Annotated in this window: 19 protein-coding genes; 5 read left to right on the forward strand and 14 right to left on the reverse strand. The window is 55.9% G+C overall.

From position 1 onward, the window contains the following. Positions 1 to 117: 117 nt before the first annotated feature. The 6 genes from UH5x_RS04885 to UH5x_RS04910 form a co-directional block, all read right to left on the reverse strand. Positions 118 to 540, reverse strand: coding sequence for an SMI1/KNR4 family protein (locus UH5x_RS04885; protein WP_482634911.1), 423 nt, complete (start codon positions 538 to 540; stop codon positions 118 to 120). A gap of 157 nt (positions 541 to 697) precedes the next feature. Further along, a complete protein-coding gene (locus UH5x_RS04890) occupies positions 698 to 1102 on the reverse strand; it encodes a hypothetical protein (RefSeq protein ID WP_482634921.1) in 405 nt (134 codons plus the stop codon). Between the two features lie 178 nt (positions 1103 to 1280). Next, positions 1281 to 1826 carry a CbrC family protein gene (locus tag UH5x_RS04895; RefSeq protein ID WP_482634907.1) on the reverse strand — a complete coding sequence of 182 codons (546 nt, stop codon included), beginning with the start codon at positions 1824 to 1826 and terminating at the stop codon, positions 1281 to 1283. 165 nt (positions 1827 to 1991) lie between these two features. Next, on the reverse strand, positions 1992 to 2258 hold the full coding sequence (locus UH5x_RS04900) for a hypothetical protein (protein ID WP_482634922.1): 267 nt from the start codon (positions 2256 to 2258) through the stop codon (positions 1992 to 1994). 152 nt (positions 2259 to 2410) lie between these two features. Next, entirely contained in the window at positions 2411 to 2785 is a 375-nt protein-coding gene (locus UH5x_RS04905) for an SMI1/KNR4 family protein (protein ID WP_482634898.1), read from the reverse strand. 245 nt (positions 2786 to 3030) lie between these two features. Next, positions 3031 to 3249: a hypothetical protein gene (locus tag UH5x_RS04910; protein ID WP_482634917.1), complete on the reverse strand. Its 219-nt coding sequence runs from the start codon at positions 3247 to 3249 to the stop codon at positions 3031 to 3033. Positions 3250 to 3553: 304 nt separating this feature from the next. On the opposite strand from UH5x_RS04910, the gene UH5x_RS04915 reads away from it, so the two are divergent. Next, positions 3554 to 3676, forward strand: coding sequence for a hypothetical protein (locus UH5x_RS04915; RefSeq protein WP_482634923.1), 123 nt, complete (start codon positions 3554 to 3556; stop codon positions 3674 to 3676). Then, on the forward strand, positions 3673 to 3801 hold the full coding sequence (locus UH5x_RS04920) for a hypothetical protein (protein WP_482634924.1): 129 nt from the start codon (positions 3673 to 3675) through the stop codon (positions 3799 to 3801). The genes UH5x_RS04915 and UH5x_RS04920 overlap by 4 nt, the downstream gene beginning before the upstream one ends. 208 nt (positions 3802 to 4009) lie before the next feature. Here UH5x_RS04920 and UH5x_RS04925 read toward each other — a convergent pair whose 3' ends face one another. From UH5x_RS04925 to UH5x_RS04960, 8 genes are all read right to left on the reverse strand, one after another. Next, entirely contained in the window at positions 4010 to 4255 is a 246-nt protein-coding gene (locus tag UH5x_RS04925; protein WP_482634925.1) for a hypothetical protein, read from the reverse strand. 301 nt (positions 4256 to 4556) lie between these two features. Next, on the reverse strand, positions 4557 to 5903 hold the full coding sequence (locus UH5x_RS04930) for a tyrosine-type recombinase/integrase (protein WP_482634926.1): 1347 nt from the start codon (positions 5901 to 5903) through the stop codon (positions 4557 to 4559). 866 nt (positions 5904 to 6769) lie between these two features. Then, a complete protein-coding gene (locus UH5x_RS04935; protein WP_482634927.1) occupies positions 6770 to 8251 on the reverse strand; it encodes a catalase in 1482 nt (493 codons plus the stop codon). A gap of 80 nt (positions 8252 to 8331) precedes the next feature. Continuing rightward, positions 8332 to 9516, reverse strand: a complete 1185-nt coding sequence (locus tag UH5x_RS04940; RefSeq protein ID WP_482634928.1) for an AI-2E family transporter — start codon at positions 9514 to 9516, stop codon at positions 8332 to 8334. 330 nt (positions 9517 to 9846) lie between these two features. Next, entirely contained in the window at positions 9847 to 11217 is a 1371-nt protein-coding gene (locus tag UH5x_RS04945) for a Y4yA family PLP-dependent enzyme (RefSeq protein ID WP_482636128.1), read from the reverse strand. A gap of 142 nt (positions 11218 to 11359) precedes the next feature. After that, positions 11360 to 12997 carry an FAD/NAD(P)-binding protein gene (locus UH5x_RS04950; protein ID WP_482634929.1) on the reverse strand — a complete coding sequence of 546 codons (1638 nt, stop codon included), beginning with the start codon at positions 12995 to 12997 and terminating at the stop codon, positions 11360 to 11362. Next, complete coding sequence (sbnA, locus tag UH5x_RS04955; protein ID WP_482634930.1) at positions 12994 to 14022, reverse strand: 2,3-diaminopropionate biosynthesis protein SbnA; 1029 nt, start codon at positions 14020 to 14022, stop codon at positions 12994 to 12996. Before sbnA ends, UH5x_RS04950 begins: the two co-directional genes overlap by 4 nt. Before the next feature lie 187 nt (positions 14023 to 14209). Next, the gene (locus tag UH5x_RS04960; protein WP_482636129.1) at positions 14210 to 15049 is read right to left on the reverse strand and encodes a C39 family peptidase; all 840 of its coding nucleotides are present in this window, start codon (positions 15047 to 15049) and stop codon (positions 14210 to 14212) included. A gap of 674 nt (positions 15050 to 15723) precedes the next feature. Here UH5x_RS04960 and UH5x_RS04965 point away from each other — a divergent pair. The 3 genes from UH5x_RS04965 (at position 15724) to UH5x_RS04975 (ending at position 18239) form a co-directional block, all read left to right on the forward strand. Next, a complete protein-coding gene (locus tag UH5x_RS04965) occupies positions 15724 to 16290 on the forward strand; it encodes a type 1 glutamine amidotransferase domain-containing protein (protein WP_482634931.1) in 567 nt (188 codons plus the stop codon). Between the two features lie 84 nt (positions 16291 to 16374). After that, complete coding sequence (locus UH5x_RS04970) at positions 16375 to 16887, forward strand: carboxymuconolactone decarboxylase family protein (protein WP_047813643.1); 513 nt, start codon at positions 16375 to 16377, stop codon at positions 16885 to 16887. Continuing rightward, complete coding sequence (locus tag UH5x_RS04975) at positions 16884 to 18239, forward strand: dihydrolipoyl dehydrogenase family protein (protein ID WP_482634932.1); 1356 nt, start codon at positions 16884 to 16886, stop codon at positions 18237 to 18239. Before UH5x_RS04970 ends, UH5x_RS04975 begins: the two co-directional genes overlap by 4 nt. Positions 18240 to 18349: the final 110 nt, after the last annotated feature.

Genomic DNA, 18349 nt, shown 5'->3' on the forward strand with positions numbered 1-18349 from the left:
GCGAGCGACGTCTGAACTGCGAGATATTGTACCCATGCCATCGCCCGTTGCCAAACAAGCGAAGGTGTGCCGCAGGCCTAGCGTAAAAACCATGTTGTACGCCGTCGCGCTGCCAAATCAGTCTCCATCGAGTAGCCCCGGACAATCGCCATCCTTGATACCACCGAGTTGGCGGCATTTTGCAGTGTGCCATTCGCCAAATGATGAAAACGTGAAGCCGTCATCCTGCGCGAGATTGTCAGCGACGGTGTTGTCGGGATCAATGTAGACAATGATGTATGGGGAACAGCGCGTATCATAGGCGAAGTAGTCCCCGCAGCTGTTGGACGCAAATGCGATCAAAAAGTCGGGCCATGGGTCGGGACGATCAGGCGAGCGTAGGTCAATGTTGGTGTCGAGAAACCGGAGGAGCTTGTGCGGCGAATCGACAACGAGAAAGTCGCACGCGTTGTGGATTGGGTCGGACGGATTCAGAAGTGCCGCACGATGAGCGTCCGGCAGCCGGAAAGACAGAGCGGTTTCGATCTGGGCGATGCTCATTGATCTGAGGCGTACAACGGGAGGTTTTTACGACACCGCCCCAAACGAAGCGGTAGAGTTTGAATCACGTTTGATTGTACCAATGCCAACGCCCGTTGCCAAACAAGCGTAGGTGTGCCGAAGGCCTAGCGTAAAAACCATGTTGTCCGTCTCTACGCTACGAGGAAGCGTCGCGACACCGAAACGCTTCAAGTGCAGAGCGGAAGGCGCTGCGGCCAGCTTGGCGGTAGACGCGAGGGTCGGAATCGACGGGATGGTAAACGAAACGATCGAGTACGATTTCACATTCGCCGGGTTCAAGGTCGTGTTCGGCCATCATGGAGCGCACGCCGTCAACGGCAGCATCAACATACGTGGACATCTCGTCAGCGCATTCGTGTGGCTCACCGGACTGCCAATCTGTGACGTCGATGCGCAGTTCACCGTCCGCGTCCGCGAGGTGGCGGATTGTCACAGTCAAACCACCGAGCCTTTCGGAGCCAGCGACCTGACGAATGAGGTAGCTGGAGCCCATGGAACGCCACGGAATTGCGGGCAGATATTTTGGTTGATCCGAAGGCATTGGTCTGAGACGGACAACGGAAGGTTTTTACGACACCGCCCTGAACGAAGCGAACGATGTATGAACTACCGGAAATTGTACCAAGGCCAGCCAGCGTTGACAAAGTTGGAAGGTGTGCCGAAGGCCCCAGCGTAAAAACCATGTTGTGCGGCGTATGAATCGCCAAGAAAAGCATCAATTAGTTTGCGTCCAAGATCGTGAGCAAGCGATCGGCGCGGCGAAACAAATAGATACTGATATCGTACTGGCCGTCTTTGAGGTTGGAGACCGGATGGTCTGGAAGCATGTCCCATTGCCATTCAGGATCAGGTTCGGCGATATCATCGGGCAGAATGGTGTCCGCGAAATGCGATTGGTCGGTGAAGTCGGTTTTGGACGCAATTTTCAGGAACGTGGCGAAATCACCATCGACAAACGGCCAATCAGTATCCTGCCAAGTGGGGAGGCTCGGCGTGCAGTAAATGATTTGGTTGGTTAGCGGGTCGGCAGCATCAGCACCAATCGCATTGTTGGCCTGCGTAATGTTGACGTTGTTCGTAGAAATGTCGCGTTCAATAAGAGCGCCGCGTTCAACGCAGCCGAAGCATGCAGCTGCGATTTGTTCGGCGCCGTAGAAATGGTCACCATCAAGACGGTGTACGGTAGAGCCGCAAAACTCGCAGGGCGTTGCATCATCGCGAAGGTACGCGAAGTTGAGTGGGTCGGCGAAGTATTGAAATGCCATTGGTCTCCGCCGCACAACGGAAGGTTTTTACGACACCGCCCCAATCGAAGCGGTTGAGTTTGAATCACAAGAAATTGTACCAATGCCAGCGCCCGTTGCCAAACAAGCGAAGGTGTGCCGAAGGCCTAGCGTAAAAACCATGTTAGGCGACCGGTGCATTGGAGATCATGTCAAGCCATAGTCAGACAATTGTCCGTGGGCGAGAATCTCGATGTCACCATCCGTGCGATGAATGAGAAAGCCAGAAGCACCGGCGAACATTTCGCGTTCGGATTCGGGAATGTCGAGATCACATTCGACGCCGTAGCCAAAGAACCAGCCAGCGTCAATTTCGTGAGGGGCGGAACGCACCATTCGGTAGCCCACCATTGGAGCAGGTTGCGCGGAAATGTGTTCGTCAGCAATCGAGATGGCAGATTCGGTATCCATCATGGAAATCTTAGGTCGCCTAACGGAAGGTTTTTACGACACCGCCCTAAACGAAGCGAGAGATGCCTGAACTGCGAAAGATTCTACCACCAGAGGGAGGCTTGAACAAACGACAGCGGTGTGCCGAAGGCCTAGCGTAAAAACCATGTTGGCCGTCATTGAATCTCAGTATCAGCGTCGTCCCAGAGAGCCTGCTCGCGGGCTAACAGTGCAAAAATATCGCCATCGGCGACCGTGTACTCGTCGCCGTCACTATAGCACCACTCGATCAGTTGGCCATCAAGAATGGCCCAGTGGACTGTCAATGACCCGCCAATTCCGTTGTCCGAAAAGATGAGAGCACGGTGCAGCCATGGTGTTGTCCATTCCGTGCGAAGAAACGACGTAAATTCTGCAGCACCTTCGCTACCGTCAAGTGGATAGAGATAACGAACGTCAGTTGGGCCGACGAAGCCATTGCACACCAGATAGATATCTCGTAGCCAGCTGGGAATCTCGACACCCAGCGATTGCTGGGCAGCGTCGATCATGGAGAGCGTCGCTGGGGGACTAAAGCGAGCGGTGGGCATAACGGCACGGATGCGATCACGGATGGTAGATTCAGGTGAACTCATCGAAAAGCTGTGACGGCCAACGGAAGGTTTTTACGACACCGTCCTGAACGAAGCGAACAATGTCTGAATTACGAGAGATTGTACCAAGGCGAGTCCGCGTGACCAACCAAGGAAGGTGTGCCGAAGGCCTAGCGTAAAAAACATGTTGCACGACCGTCTGCTCAAACCAACAGGTCGAATAAGATGAGGATGGTGCCCGCAACCACAACAGTCACAAGTGGCACGAACGAATCCAGCATGTGATCCAACGTGTCGAGCGGAACTAGCGGTGTAAACCGTGCCAGCGACACAAAGAGGCGTGAAATCAGGAACCAACCAACCACGGCAGCTGGTAGCGGCAGTGCCAGTTGAGGCCACCCCAGATCGAGGCCGCGAAACACCGTGGCGGTTCCGACCAAGATCGCCCAACTGGCGATGAAAAGCGAAGCTATGTAAAGGAGGTGTGTAAGCGAACGCAAATCGGGTAGGTCGTGCAACGGAAGGTTTTTACGACACCGCCCCAAACGAAGCGAACGATGCCTGAATTGCAAAAAAATTGTACCACGGCCAGCCCGCGTTGCAAAAGATGGAAGGTGTGCCGTAGGCCTAGCGTAAAAACCATGTTGGGCGACCTTAGGCATCTCGGATAGTGACACCATCAATTAGGAAAGCGAATGGGGCGGGAAGAGCGCATACGAGAATGTTTTGAACGAAGAAGCCGCCGAATGCATGGGGAGCGAAACCGCCGAAATGAATCGCGAAACGCAAGCCAGCCATAAGGGCAATGAAGACCGCAACAGCGACATATCGACGACGCCGGTTGAATGAAAGAAGTGCGCCGCACTGTCGGCATGGCCAACGCGCTGAAATCCATGCACGCAACCAGAGTCGAGACCATTGCACCGAAGCGTTACACGCTGGGCAACGGCGATGCCCCAAAAAGCGGCCAATGATAGAGGGAGAAGTGTCTAGCGATTTAGGCGATTCGTATGGATTGCTCATCAGCTAGGTCGCCCAACGGAAGGTTTTTACGACACCGCCCTGAACGAAGCGATGGAGTTTGAATCACGAACAGCTAATGATACGCCAGCCCCGCTTGAAGTGCAAAGGAAGGTGTGCCCGAAGGGCCTAGCGTAAAAACCCTGTTATGTGACCGGCAGCCTACGGCAGATCGTCCACTGCGGGCGAATCAACGGCACCGCCAGCGTCGTCGCCGATGCCCGCAGGGTCGGGACCACCGTTTGCAGCGGGGACACCGTTGGGAAAGTAGTAGTCATTAACCGCACGGTCGATCCCAAGTGGATCGCGGACGGATTCCGGCGACGATTGCGATGCGGGCGACGAGCAGCCGGTCAGCACCATGGACGCCAACCCAGTCACGAACAACGGTTGCAGTGTGAATTTCATTGTGCGTTCCACCGCGAGGTGCTTACGGTAGGTCACATAACGGGTTTCTGTACGACAGTGTGTCGTACATGCTTGGAAAGGGGGGAGAACGGGTGTTGATTTTAGCTGAAGGGGGCTCGGTCTGCAGCACCGTGCGACCGGGCGAGGGTGCGGGGACGCGGTGTTGCGTTCGCTGCTACAGAGGCACGAGTGTGAAAAGCGGTGTTTTTCACACTGAAATCAGGTGGCAATCACACCTTCCCCTCTCGCAGACAAGACGAACGTCCTGCGGGGCAGAATTCAACTCGCAGTTGCGAGGGGGCTAGGTTTTGATCGCCTGAGAAGGTTCCGCGTCTCTGATTCGCAGGATTCGCTTGGCAACCTCTCGCTGCACCTGCGAGAAGAACTCGGGCGACTCCAATCGCTCTCGTTGTGCCGCGGGGAGACAACGCAGCGTCGGCTCCCAGATGTCTTGCAGTGGGATTTGCAAGGAAACCCAATCCTGGCGCGGCATCGTCGCTCGCATTCCCGGCAGGGGAAGCAATTGACCATCCTTCCAAATGTTCAACTTCACCGCATAAGCGCCGTTTGAATCGGGGTTCGGATCCACCTCGAGCTGCATCCGGCCCACGGAGGGCCGACGCTTCGGTTGCCGTCCGGAAGAACCCGACGACGACCCAGGTTCGTCCCCCAACCGATCCAGTGGGCTGGCGACCGCAGTCGCTTTCATTCGTGCGACCTTGGTGTACAGCGAGGTGGTTTCCAAATTGGTGTGCCCGAGCAGCTTTTGAATGAACCGAATGTCGGTGCCGGATTCGATCAGATGCGTGGCAAAGCTGTGGCGGAAACTGTGCGGCGTGACCGCCTTGCCAATTCCCGACAGAATCCGAGCCTGCTTGACCGCACGTTGGATCGTCCGCGGAGAAAGATGGCGGTCGACACGCCTGTCTTCGGAAGGAAACAGGTAGCCAACTCCTTTGGTGTGCCGCCACAACTGCCTCATCAGCGGTAACAGTTCGTCGGCCAACATGACGTAGCGATCCTTTTTGCCTTTGCCAAGTTGAACTCGAATTTGCTGGCGATCGAAATCAAAATCCGACCACTGCAAACGGGCGACCTCAGCGACTCGCAAACCGGTTGCATACAACACGGTGAGAAGCAGTTTGTCACGCAACGTGCGAGCGGCCTCCATCATTCGCTGGACCTCTTTCTTGGACATCACGACAGGCAGTCGCTTTGACTTTCGCGGGGACACCAGTCCAACCGTGCACCGCAACAAACAGAATTTATCCAGGCCGGTTCGCAGTGCCGACAACGTGACGCTGACCTCCGACGCCGATGCGCCGCCATTGACCAGCAGTTCCAAGTACTCCCGAATGTCCTCTTGGTCGATCTGGTCCAGCGGTCCTCGGTACCAGCGAAGGAAGCAGACCCAAGCGGAGCGATAGTTTTTGATGGTGCTAACGGCGTAAAAGCGGATCCGCAACTCACGGACCAGGCATTTAACAACCAACGGTTTGGGCGGCTGAGTCGAGAGGTCGACGACGGCATGCTCGGCTTTGAATTCCGTCTCCACAGCGTGTCGTGGGGCGTCGCGACCGCGCGCGTTTCGCCAAGGCTGGCCGTTGCTGTAGAGACGCGGTGCATCGGGTGCGACGGAACGAGACATGGGTTACTCCCGTGAAAATGATGGAAACGCATGCCGTGAGGTTCACCGAGTCGAGCGTGGTGTACAACGCGAACTTCTCGCAATTCGTTGTTTTTTCGGAACCACGAATGCGTCATCAACTGCCATCAGCCCATTCTGTCGCAGTATCGACAACAGAATGCTGATTGGATTCGGCGGCCCCCACGCCGCCACTCTCCCTCCCGCCGTGGCCTTTGGCCACGGCGGGAGGGAGAGTTTTATGGAAGCTCGTTTTCCGGGGGTACGCTGCTACGCAGCAACCACCGGCTACCATCTGAAAACCCTACGGGGATGAAGAAAGGTTGAAGCCAGAAGAAAAATTGCATTCGCGACCAGAACGTCAATAGCAAACATTTCGCAGCCCACGCCAATGCCCAAACGGCTCACAGGATCGAGCTCAATCATTCCTGCGTCCTTGCTGAAAAGCGGATCCGCAACTCGCGGACGAGACATGGGCTGCTCCAGCAAGCAGGGCGAAGACACGTTGCTCAAACGTTCAGCGAGTCGAGCGAGGTACACAATGCGAATTCGTCTCGATCCGGCCCTCTTTTCGGAACAACGAATGGCCGAACAGCTTACCACCCCCCGGTTTTCTGCTGAATGGAAAACAGGAGACCGACGACGCGTCAGCAAACTCTCAGCAGCCGACGTATCGCCAGCGACCGGCAAACGAATCCAAAACGGCACGCCAAGGACCAGCAAGCCGGGACAGGCAGCACTCTCAAAGGAACGTTGTATTTGACAGGGGAGATCGAACTCACCGATCATTCAAGGTTTGCCTGTGATGCCAACTCCCGGTTTTGGAATTTCCTGACGCAAGCGTTGTCGTCGTGCTTTGGGAATGATCGCTATGCGATCGGGATCGGTTGTGACTTGGGAGCGTCCAATCGGCTCCGCACACCCGCTTCAAAATCCGGATGCACTTTGCCGAACTGAGCCAACATTTTTTCGCGAATGTTTTCAGGGCTGTCGGCCATCGAATTGGAGATCGCAGTGCAAAGTCGCTCGCGAGCTCCCTCGTCCAACACCTTGTTCCAAAACATCTGGGGCTGACCGTAGTAGTCCTTGTCATCACACGCGAACTCGTCATAGCGATCGCCATCGCCGTGCACCGGCATCGGAGGCTCCACAGACCGGCCAGATTCTTTCGGTCCGTTCATTTTATTGGGCTCGTAGTCGACCGTGCCCCCGCCGTTTCCGTCCACTCGCATCGCACCGTCACGGTTGTAAGTCGCATACGGGCAACGCGGTTGATTGACTGGGATTTGGTGATAGTTCACACCCAATCGATACCGGTGTGCATCGGGATAGGAAAGCACTCGATTCTGCAACATGCGATCCGGTGAAATCCCAATTCCCTCGACCAAGTTGCCTGGTTCAAACGCGGCTTGCTCGACATCCTGAAAGTAGTTCGATGGATTGCGATTGAGTTCGAACACACCGACTTCGATCAATGGATAGTCATCGTGCGGCCACACCTTGGTCAGATCGAACGGATGCCACTTGTAGTCCGCCGCATCCGACTCAGGCATGACCTGGATGTGCATCCGCCATCGAGGGAAGTCTCCTCGCTCGATCGCGTCAAACAAATCTCGAGTGGAATAGTCTGGCGCTTCGCCCGCCATTTTGATCGCCTCATCGGCACTGAAATTCTCCGAACCTTGTTCCGTCTTCATGTGAAACTTCACCCAGTGTCGGACTCCATCCTGGTTGTACATGCTGAACGTGTGACTGCCGTAACCGTTCATGAAGCGAGCGCTTTTGGGCGTTCCTCGATCACTGTAAAGAAACATGACCTGATGCAATGCTTCGGGAACCTCACCCCAGAAATCCCAACGACGCCAATGAGGCTGCAGGTGGTTTTGAGGCTCTCGCTTCTGCGTCCGAATGAAGTCGCTGAACTTCAACGGATCACGAATGAAGAAGATCGGCGTGTTGTTGCCGACCAAATCCCAGACACCTTGGTCGGTATAGAACTTCAACGAAAAACCGCGTGGATCACGAGCTGTGTCGGCCGATCCACTCTCGCCGCCAACGGTTGAAAAACGAGCGAACGTTTCCGTCTTCTTACCGACTTCCGAGAACAAATCCGCCATGCAGTACTGGGAGATGTCGTTCGTGACCGTGAATGTCCCGAAGGCGCCGTAACCCTTTGCATGAACCACTCGCTCAGGAATCCGCTCCCGGTTGAAGTGCGCCATCTTTTCGACCAGGTGAACGTCCTGCATCAAGACCGGCCCCCGCGGTCCGGCGGTTTGCGAGTGCTGATTGTCATCGACCACACGGCCGAACTGTTGGGTTTGAAACGGGCACTTGGATTCTTCAGACATAGATCCACTTTGCTAGCAGAGAAACAGAAACGGGTTTGAATTGTAGGAATCGAAAATCGGTGCCGGAGGCGTGATGCACGTCACTCCGGCTGTGCTGTCTTTCCAACGGCTCCGTTCAACATCGCGTTCACCGAAGACGTGGCTTCCAACTTCTCCATCACCATCACGGCGGCAATCAAAATCGGAACCGCTAGGAACACACCCAGCATCCCCCACATCCATCCCCAAATCACGATCGATAGAAATACAAGCACAGACGACAGATTCATTGATTTCCCTAACAACGTCGGAGTGATGAATTGTCCCTCCAACGTTGTCAGCGTCGCGTAGATTCCGGCAACGACGAATGCAAACGATGCATGCTCAAAGCTGACCAGGGCGACGAAGAACACCATCGCGATTCCAATCATCGCTCCCACGATGGGAATGAAGTTCAAGAACATCGCTGCCACGCCCCACAACAGCGGAGATGGCATTCCCAGCAACCACATCGCGAACCCCACGCAAACGCCAAGACAAGCGTTGATGCAGGTGACCCAGCCGAGATAGCTGCTCAGCGCATCTTGAACCCCTTCCAGCACCTCGATGAAGCGTCGCTTGGATGAAAACGACGGCAGAGCAGTGACGACCGTCACGATCAATGAGTCGCCGGCGGCCATCAGGAAGAACAACAACGCGGCGGCAATCGAAACGAACGATACCGCATTGCCGGTGCCGGCAATCAACGGCGACGTCGTGGTCCACGCCGGTTGCTTGATCTCGACAGGAACCGGCTTTTCCTCGGACGTGATGTTTTCTTTGTCGGCGGTGTCGGAAATGTCTTCCGTGGCTTGGTTGACGGTTTCAAGTTGGTCAAAGATAAATCCCAGTTTCTCTTTGACCTCCGGCATCGATCCCGGGACCTGCTGCAACATGTCCTGCGCGGGACCAGACAACACGTACCCGATCGTTCCAAAGACGGTCGCAATGGCGAACATGACCCCGGTGGCAGCAACCCCCGAGGGAATTCCAATCCGCCCCATCGCTCGAACCACCGGTCTCAGAGTCAGGTAGGCGAACCCAGCGACCAAGATTGGCATGAAGAGGTTTCGACCGATGTACAACGTGTACAAGGTCAGAAACCCAGCGCACACCCAAACCCCCATGGAAGTCCACCACAACTGCGCCGACATTTTCTCAGCGGCCACCAGTTCACACGATTTTTCGCGCCGTCGTTCCGGACGAACTCCCGTCATCATGGTGTGGAACGGATGGATGTGTGACATCAAATCGCACCTCGAAACGGAGGGACTGCGACGTCACTCAAAAAGCCCGTTCGGATGTGCGACAGAATCAGCATGGCAACATCCAACGGTAGAGCAGGGAATACAAACGCTCGCTCGAATCGAGAGGCGTCATACAAACGTTGACGCCAGTCGCAACCGCCAGGTCCAACGCCGCCATGACACTTCGCAAACCCCGTGCCGATCCGGAGGACTCAAATTCAGATCAATCGACGCTGCGCATCATCACAGCCGAATGTGCAACCTTTCGAAGCATCTGCTCGTCAGGTTGCAAGCCTGTTCCGCCCACTGAACGACGGCCGACCAGGGAGTTCATTCATCGATCACGTCAAGACAAACGGACGGCACCGGGTGAGAGTCCACGATCAAATTCTTTGCCAGTGGGAACTGGTGGGAACGGCTCTCGAGAAAGTGCATGAAGTAGCCGGCGGTGTTTGGGAACGCGACCAAGTCACCACGCTGGATTCCGTTTGGGAAATTCAGTTTTCGAAGGGAGATGAATTCCGATTCTGTGCAATACGCACCGACGAGATATCCCGACATCGCTGGTGCACTTTGCCGATCCTTTGAGGGTTGCCATTTGGGCACCAAGATCGGATCCACCAGAAAATCGTCGCTGGATGTACGGCACTGTGTCCGATTCATGGACAACCCAATCAACCAATCGCCCTCCGCGTTTTGCTTGCGAAATTCAACGCGTGCAATCGTCATCCCGCATCCGTCCAGGATGCTGCGTCCGGGTTCACAACGAAGCTGCACGTTGAGCTTCACCAATCGCTCGGCGATCTTTTTCCCGTCGATCAACGTGTCCAACACTCCAACCAGCCAATCGCCGCGGACAGGGCGTTGAAAGAAGGGATACATCTTGGGTTCTCCCACCACGCGCCCTCGTTCGACGGAAAGCCCCAGGCCGTGGCCTCGATAGGTCAGCGAAGCTCGCTCGCCAAGCAACGCACGACGATGCTCCTTCCAAAACGCGGCCCATTGACGAGGTTCGTCGAGGTAGCTCATTGGAAAACCGCCCCCCATGTCGATGAAGCTCACCGGTTCCCCAATGGCTCGCAGTCGTTCCACCCACTTCATGGCTTCCGCGAGCGCTGACACTCGCTGTTCAGCGAGATAGCCGTCCAAGTGAAAGTGAATTCCTTCCACTCTCACCGGCAACGAGGTGAGACGCTGCGGGAGATCGCGATCTCGGTCCACATCGAAACCGAATCGAGTCGGCAGTTTCGCACCATCATGCCAAAACCCTCCCAAACGCAAAGCGATTCGTGCCAAGCACCCGACCTCGTTCGCTCGATTGACCACGACTTCCAACTCATCGTCGTTGTCCACCGCAATGCAGATCTGATGTTCCAAGCACAAATCGATCAGCGAATCACTCTTGATCGCGGCGGTGCTGATCAGGTCTTTGGCGGGGACGCCCCGTCGCAGGCACTGGCGAAGCTCATTCTCACTCGCAGTGTCGACGCCAAAATTCGACTCGATCGCTTCGTCCACCAAACCCAAGCACTTGTTTGCTTTGCGAGCAAAGAACACCCGGAAATCGAGCTCACGCTCGCGAGCCACCGCGTTGAGTTCCTCCACGTTGCGACGCATCGTTCGAGGACGCAACAGATTCAATGGCGACCCGTAGGTTTCAACCCAATCGAACAAGTGTTCCGAACTCAAACAACGCTTCATCCATGGTTCAATGCGGGCATCCAACGGCAACGCTCCCCGGCAGCCCACTCGCAACGAACGGGTTGCCACTGCTTCATGTTCCATCGAAAATCCTTCCCTCTCTTGGCCGACCGAAGAACGCTCGAAGATCACATCCAATGCCTTATCCATGCAACTCCACCGCGACTGTGTCGGCCCAATTTTGAATTTGTGAATGCAACGTTCGCGAAAGGGTGTCATTGCCGACGATCCAACCCTCGGTGGCACGTCCGAACACCGCGAGTCCCTTGCGCCGGCCAAGGACATGACCGGACTCACTCACACGAATCGCCTGCGTCAGCGAATCCACCTCGACGTCACCACGCAAGATGAGCTGTGAAAGTGGGCCTGTTTCGTCGGCCTGACTCGGTGAGGCAATCACGGCGTTGACGACAACAGCCCCATCAGGTGCCACCGATTGATCACTCAGTTTTACCAAACCTTCCCGCATCAGACGCAACAGCTTCGCGACACTTTCAGCCGGCGGCCCAAACGCAATCCGCTCCATCTCCTTCGCGACCTGTTGGAACGCTTTGTACTGCTTGTCCGCCAGCCCCCCAAAACTCACTAACTTCACGATTTGCGGATACAGGCGACGCCATGCATCCCCCAAGGCGAACGGTATGTCGATTGTGCGAGATCCCGTCGCGACACCGTACGACTGCAACATCGCGCGCCGAGCCGCTGCTTCGTCCATCTTGTATCGAGACCAACCGCGGAACCACTCTTCCACATCTCGCGGAGTCACCGAGATCCCTGAATGCACCATCGATCCCGCGGCTGCTTCGCAGAGGATTCGCCAAATGTCATGGTGAAATTTCAGCTTGCCATGTTGGCTCTCACACTCACGCAATCTCGCTCGATAGGGATCCCAAAACACCTCCGTGATTGGCTCCACCTTCGCTGTGGGTTTGGCCAACATCGGGCGTCCCGATCGGCAATGTACCGCGATTTGATGCGGCTCCATCCCGCTGCGAACATAGTTTGGTAGCGTGTCATTGGGTTCAAAACGCCCGTCACGCCCTTCCGTCAACATCATGATGGCGTCGATCGCGGTCAAACCGAACCCACGCAGCCAAACGTCGCAGTCAGCGGGCACACGCGCTATCGAGAGTTGGGTCTCGACCGGGAAGACAAACGTCTCTCGATCCGACGAAGGCACTGTTCCAGAACCACGCAATCCCTCGTGACCGGTCGTCAACACCACACGATCGAAAGAACTTTCGTCTTCGCCGTCCCACAGCAACCATCCACTGCCTGATGTCGAATCCGTCACGCTCCGAATCGATTTCACCCGGCGACGGACAACCGTCAACTTGGTCCACCGACGCAATCTTCTGCAGACCGATTCAAAACACTCGTGCAAGTATTCTCCAACAACGGCCCGGGGTACAAATTGATCCGACGCGGCATACTCAGGGTAGTTGCGGTCCAGCCAACCGATCAGCGAGCCCGATCTCGGAGTTGGCTGATTGGAATCGACTTTCCAAAAATCAATGTGCTGGGACGCAAAGTTCATTCGCAGCATCCGTGGCTGTTTCGGATTGTAGATGCAACCCGCACCGGGAAACGTGGACGGTTCGAAAACGGTGATTTCTATCCTTGCCAATTCGTCCGACGACAATTTCCGAAACAATGCGTCGAGGCATTGCAACCCGCGAGGGCCGCAACCCACGATTGCGAAGCGAACTGGAGGATTCGACTGATTGGCACTCGCTACCGAATCGTCCGCAACGCTTCCGCCTGAAATCGCAACATTCATGCGCCCACCCCTTCCGAAAACTCAAATGAGGAAGAATCGACCAATTGATTGAGCTCCTCGCCGGAGCAGTCCAGCGACTGAGCCACCCACTGATCGTTGAAAACAGTCTCCAGATAACGCGTGCCGGAGTCATGCAACACTGCGACACAGCGTTTACCGGCGAATTGTTCTTGCATCTTTCCGACGCTCATCAGAACGCCACCGGCTGACCCGCCGATCAACATCGCTTCTCGCTGAGCCGCCCGGCGGCAACCGATGACACATTCCAGATCGGTCACCCGAACGAGATGATCAAATCGTTGGCCTGCCGCCAGCCTGGGTTCTTTCCCGGCACCCAATCCGGGAATTTTGCGAGGTCCCGACGCCCCGCCAAACAAAACACTGCCCACAGAATCGACCGCGACGACCTGCACGTCGCGTCCGCGCGCCTTCAGGAAATCCCGGCAACCTTGCGCGGTCCCCGTGCTGCTCGTGGCCACGAACAACACATCCAGTTCACCACCGAGCGTCTCATCAATTTCGCGAATGGTGCCTTCAAAGTGCGATCGCGGGTTGTCAGTGTTCGCGTATTGATTGGGCCAAAAACTGTTGGGTGTCGTTTCAATCAGCTCGCAAACTCTCGCGATCCGTGCTGCCAGAAAATCGCCATGGAGTGGTTCAGTGACCAACTCAATCGTGCCACCGAGTGCCTCGATGATCGAAAGGTTCTGCTTCTGTGCGCGAGGATCCACGACGCAGCGAAACTTCAATCCGTGATACCGACACGCTTGCGCCAAACCAATGCCCATGTTGCCCGACGTCGATTCCACGATGGTGGTTCCTGGCCCGATCTCACCGCGGTGCAACGCTTCGGACAGCATCTTGGCGGCCGGACGATCCTTGGCACTTCCGCCCGGATTGGCGGCCTCCCATTTCACGATCAACTCGATATCGGGTCGGTCCAAGAATCGGTCGAGTCGGATCAGTGGTGTGCCACCGATCGCATCGAGGACACCGCTGCAAACTCGCGAGGCTGATTGGTTCATGCTTGGTTGGCTCAAGAGCAAAATTTTGGATTGCTGCTCCTGAAGCAATCACTGTGCCAATGCCTCCAACTCAACCGCGAGAATTCACAACCGCGAGACGCCTGCCCACCTCGTTCGCCCAGCTCGTTCCATGCGAAGACGAGAACTTCTATCAAATCAGCGGACCAGCACCGTCTGGCAAACCAATTCAGTCCATGCGGATGGCATCGCCATGCCATAGAACGCGAAGGTCATCTCTCGACCACTCCTCGAGCCCGACCGACGGGTCGCCCACGAGCATGCGTTGCCCGTCGCTGGTCAGCCCCAGTGCAACAACACTGTGCCCCATCCCCGGAATCCATCCCCATTGGTCAGCGTACCGTCGATCATCGACTCCATACGGCAACTTCACCGCCATCAAGACTGGCCAATCGTTCCGGTCCCACATCTCATCCAGCGTCTCATTCAGGACGGTTACCGACCGACTGTGTTGGTCAGCGACCAATTTGATTCCACGATACAACCCAAGGGTTGGCGTGCCACTGGAATCAGTCAAACAAAGCGGGATCAAGTCCGATTCAGACACGTTGATTCCCTCAGCACGAAGCAGCGTCGCTGCTGCAGCGGGACTGCATGTCGCCCAAGAAGTCTGCATCGCCACGCCGTTTTTCCATTGATCTCCGCCCTCGGGTGCCGGACGAATTGCGATGGAAAGCAACGGCCAAAGAATGGCTGCTCCCGAAACCATCCCCAACAAAGCGGACAAGATCACGCGGCGCCACGCGGGGGTTTTGGGGAGACGCAAAGCCCAACCCGCAGCGAGTGCAGCGAAGATCGAAGCGAAGTTCGTGTAGACAATCGCAGCAGAATTGGGCACATACTTGGCCCAGAATAGCTGGCCAGACGCGTAAAAGAGGAAGTAGATCATCGCCAGAACTGCGAGCGACAAGCACAACATCACCCGCTGACCTTTGTCCGAATAGGCGACCGAGAACACAAACCACCCTGCCGCAATCGACAACCCGGCCATCACCAACATCGCATTCATCAAATCAGTCGCTATCAACTGGCTATCCTTCTGTAGAATTCATTGAAATTGTGATCTGGGTCGGCAAGGCGGAATGCGATCCTGAAACACGCCACCCGAGCATTGCGGCATCAACGCAATTCTCACGCCGCAACGAACAGCCTTACACATCGAGCCGCCTGCCATCGACCGCGAAGCAGGTCGGCAGGAGTCTTTCGGCATTTGGACTGTTTCGATAAGCGTTGTTGCTCCCACGCACAACCGGGGCGAAAACTTATCTCGTCTGGAGCTAAGCAGGTCGGCTGGAATGATCGGGCACAACCATGTGAGCCGTTTGGGCGTTCGCCCCGGTTGCGCGTGAAAACCGTGGCTAACGCCAACGGCTCACATACTCGATGACACCTGCGTACCTGCTTAACCGTGAAGAACGCGTTGTTGCTCCCACGCACAACCGGGGCGAAAACTTATCTCGTTTGGAGCTAAGCAGGTCGGCTGGAATGATCGGGCACAACCATGTGAGCCGTTTGGGCGTTCGCCCCGGTTGCGCGTGAAAACCGTGGCTAACGCCAACGGCTCACATACCCGATGACGCCTGCGTATCTGCTTAACCGTGAAGAACGCGTTGTTGCGGCACGCAATCTGCGTCCATTGTCCCTCGCAATTGAAATTCGCACCCAATCAATGAGGACAATACCATGAGTGAACAAACACTGAACAAAAAGCGGATCGCCTTTCTCGCAACGGACGGTTTCGAGCAAGTCGAATTGACCAAGCCCTGGGAAGCGATCAAATCCTCCGGCGCAGACGTTGTTTTGGTGTCGCCAAAGGATGGAAAAATCCAAGGCATGAACCACGACGAAAAGGCCGATCTGTTTTCGGTCGACCAGAACGTGGCCAACGTCTCAGCGGAGGACTTCGATGGATTGGTCCTGCCTGGCGGTGTCGCGAATCCCGACACCCTCCGGACCTGCGAAAACTCCGTTAGCTTCATCCGTGACTTCTTCAAACAACACAAACCCGTCGCGGCCATTTGCCACGGACCGTGGACGCTGATCGAGGCGGACGTTGTTCGGGGGCGTCGAGTCACGTCTTGGCCAAGTCTAAAAACTGACCTCAAAAACGCGGGTGCAGAATGGGTGGACCAAGAATGCGTGTGCGATGAAGGGCTGGTGACCAGTCGCAACCCCGATGACCTGCCAGCCTTCTGCGACAAGGCGATCGAAGAATTCGCCGAAGGCAAGCACGCCGCTCAAACGGTCTGATGCCTGAACCCGAGTTCCAGGTCCGCTCGCGTGAGCCGACCTGGAACCTTTGTCCAACACCTCCCCCACTATCTGGAAACCACCATGGCTTATGCACAACCACTGTCGATCAACGAAGCTCCCGACGCAGCCAAACCAATCCTCGAGGCCATCGAAGAAAAGTTCGGCCAGTCAATGAACATCTTCAGCACGTTGGCACACCAGCCAGACGTTCTAGGTGGCATGACTCAAATCAACGATGGGCTGCAGAACGATTTGCCAGCCAAATATCGAGAGCTGGCGTACTACAAAGCGTCCCAGTTGAATTCGTGCGACTACTGTTCCCACTACCACCGCCAAGCAGCAAAGAAAGCGGGTTTGTCGGAACAACAACTGGACTCAATGAACGTCAGCGCAGGTGACCTGTTCGATGACAAGGAACAGGCGGTTCTGAAGTACGCCGAGCAATTGACGACCAAGGCAAACGTTGACGCATCGGTTGTGAAGGAACTCAAGTTGTTCCTCAACGAAAAACAACTGGTCACCCTGGCCGCTGCGGTGGCACTCGCCAACTTCACCAATCGTGTCAATCACGGATTGGACATCGAACTGCCATGAGCAGCAAACAATTTGATTTGGTGGTCCTGGGAACGGGGCCTTCCGGCGGCACAGTCGCCTCGAAAATCGCTCGGTCAGGCAAACGCGTTGCGTTGGTCGACTCGAGGACATTCGGGGGCGTCTGTGCACTGCGTGGATGCAATCCCAAGAAAGTTTATGTCAACGCGGGTCAATTGGTCGACCAAGTCCACCGTGGCAACGGTCGGCTTGTTTCAGACGCGTCGCTCCAAATTGACTGGAAGCAGCTTCACGCGTTCAAAACGGAGTTCACTCAACCCGTCGCCGACAAGAAGGAACAATCGTTCCAAGACGACGGGATCAAGACGTTTCATGGGGTCGCACGATTTGTCGCACCAGATACGATTGACGTCGTTGGCACGAAACTGACCGCCGAGCGATTCTTGATCGCCACCGGCGGCAGGCCGCGTGAATTATCGTTCGCTGGCGCAGAGAATGTCACCCGCAGTGATGAGTTTCTGGAACTGGAAACGTTGCCCGATCATGTCGTCTTCATTGGCGGCGGTTACATTTCGTTGGAGTTTGCTGGCGTCGTTGCCCGCGCCGGACGCCGGGTCACCGTCATCGAAAAGAACGCTCGAGTACTCGCGGGTTTCGACCCCGATCTTGTCGATCAACTCACTGGCTCTCTCCGTGACAATGGGGTTCAGTTCCAAATGAACGCGGAGATCTCCCGTGTCGAGAAATCGAAAGACGGTCGGCTGCAAATTCACTTTGCCAATCAGGAATCCCCTCTTCCATGTGGACTTGCGATTCATGGGGCGGGCCGCGTCCCGAACATTGACGAACTCTGCCTTTCTCAAGGCGAAATCGCACACGGCGAGAATGGGGTCACAGTCAATTCATTCATGCAAAACCCGACCAACCCACGCGTCTTCGCAACCGGCGACTGCGCCGACAATGGGATGCCGCGATTGACTCCTGTCGCAAATGAAGACGCGAGAATTGCGGCGAAGAACCTGTTCTCCGAAAAGCTGGATCGGGTTCCCGACTACGGGCATGTTCCCAAGGTCGCATTCACGATTCCAAGCATCGCGTCCGTTGGATTGTCAGAGGAGGAAGCCCGTCAGGCCAATCACGACCTGGATGTCCTGAGCGACGACATCTCGTCCTGGGGAAGTGTCCGCAAGACAGGACCAACTGTCGCCGGTTACAAGCTTCTCATTGATTCGAAAACCGATGTGATTCTTGGCGCTCACTTGCTCGGCCCATCCGCGGAAGAAACGATCAACTTGTTTGCACTGGCGATGAAGTTCAATCTGACCGCAACCGACATGAAGTCGACCTTGTTCGCGTTCCCCACCTTCGCGTCCGATGTCCGCTCAATGCTTTGAGCCGCAACCGGGACCAACACTGGGCTTCGGAAAAAGCGGGTGCCAGACAATGCGGCCTTGGTTTGGATTCTGTCCCACGCCCCAAACGGGGCAGCCACAACCCAGGGCGT

It is taken from the genome of Rhodopirellula sp. UH5, from assembly GCF_056839225.1.